The sequence below is a fragment of the Bradyrhizobium sp. Arg816 genome, from assembly GCF_029989365.1.
Lineage (GTDB): Bacteria > Pseudomonadota > Alphaproteobacteria > Rhizobiales > Xanthobacteraceae > Bradyrhizobium.
Genome location: NZ_JAPRAQ010000259.1, coordinates 1 through 432, shown reverse-complemented (window position 1 = coordinate 432; position 432 = coordinate 1). Strand labels below are relative to the sequence as shown.

General features: G+C 65.3%; 1 protein-coding gene. It reads right to left on the bottom strand.

The annotated features are described in order from the left end of the window. Positions 1-69: 69 nt before the first annotated feature. A partial coding sequence (locus tag OWC48_RS46795; protein ID WP_282526038.1) for an MFS transporter occupies positions 70-432 on the bottom strand: 363 nt, incomplete at its 5' end.

Genomic DNA, 432 nt, shown 5'->3' with positions numbered 1-432 from the left:
TTCCCGCCCCACGAATGCGCCAACTACCTCAGAAACTCTGGATACGCTTCCACGTAGATGGATCAGACTCTAGACCGATCCGCTCGGATCAATCATCGGCCCCGACATCTCGCGCGATCCGGGTGCGCGAGTGAACGGCAGGGATCCGGTCTGCCGTTCGATCATGCGGTGGACGACCGGCGGTGCCGGCCCCTCGTGCAACGCCGCGAGGTCGGCGCTGTTGTCCGCATCCGCATGCGTGCGCCGCTGGTTGTGCCGGACGTAATCGAGCCAGGTCGCCACGTGATAGCGTTCGACCCAGAGCAGCGGATCGCCGAGATCGCGCAGCAGCGTCCAGTGCCGCGCGCCGTCGCGCCGACGGATGCGGCTGCGTTCGCCCATGACTCGCAGGAACGTGACGATGTCCTTCTGCGCGATCCTGTACTCGATCGT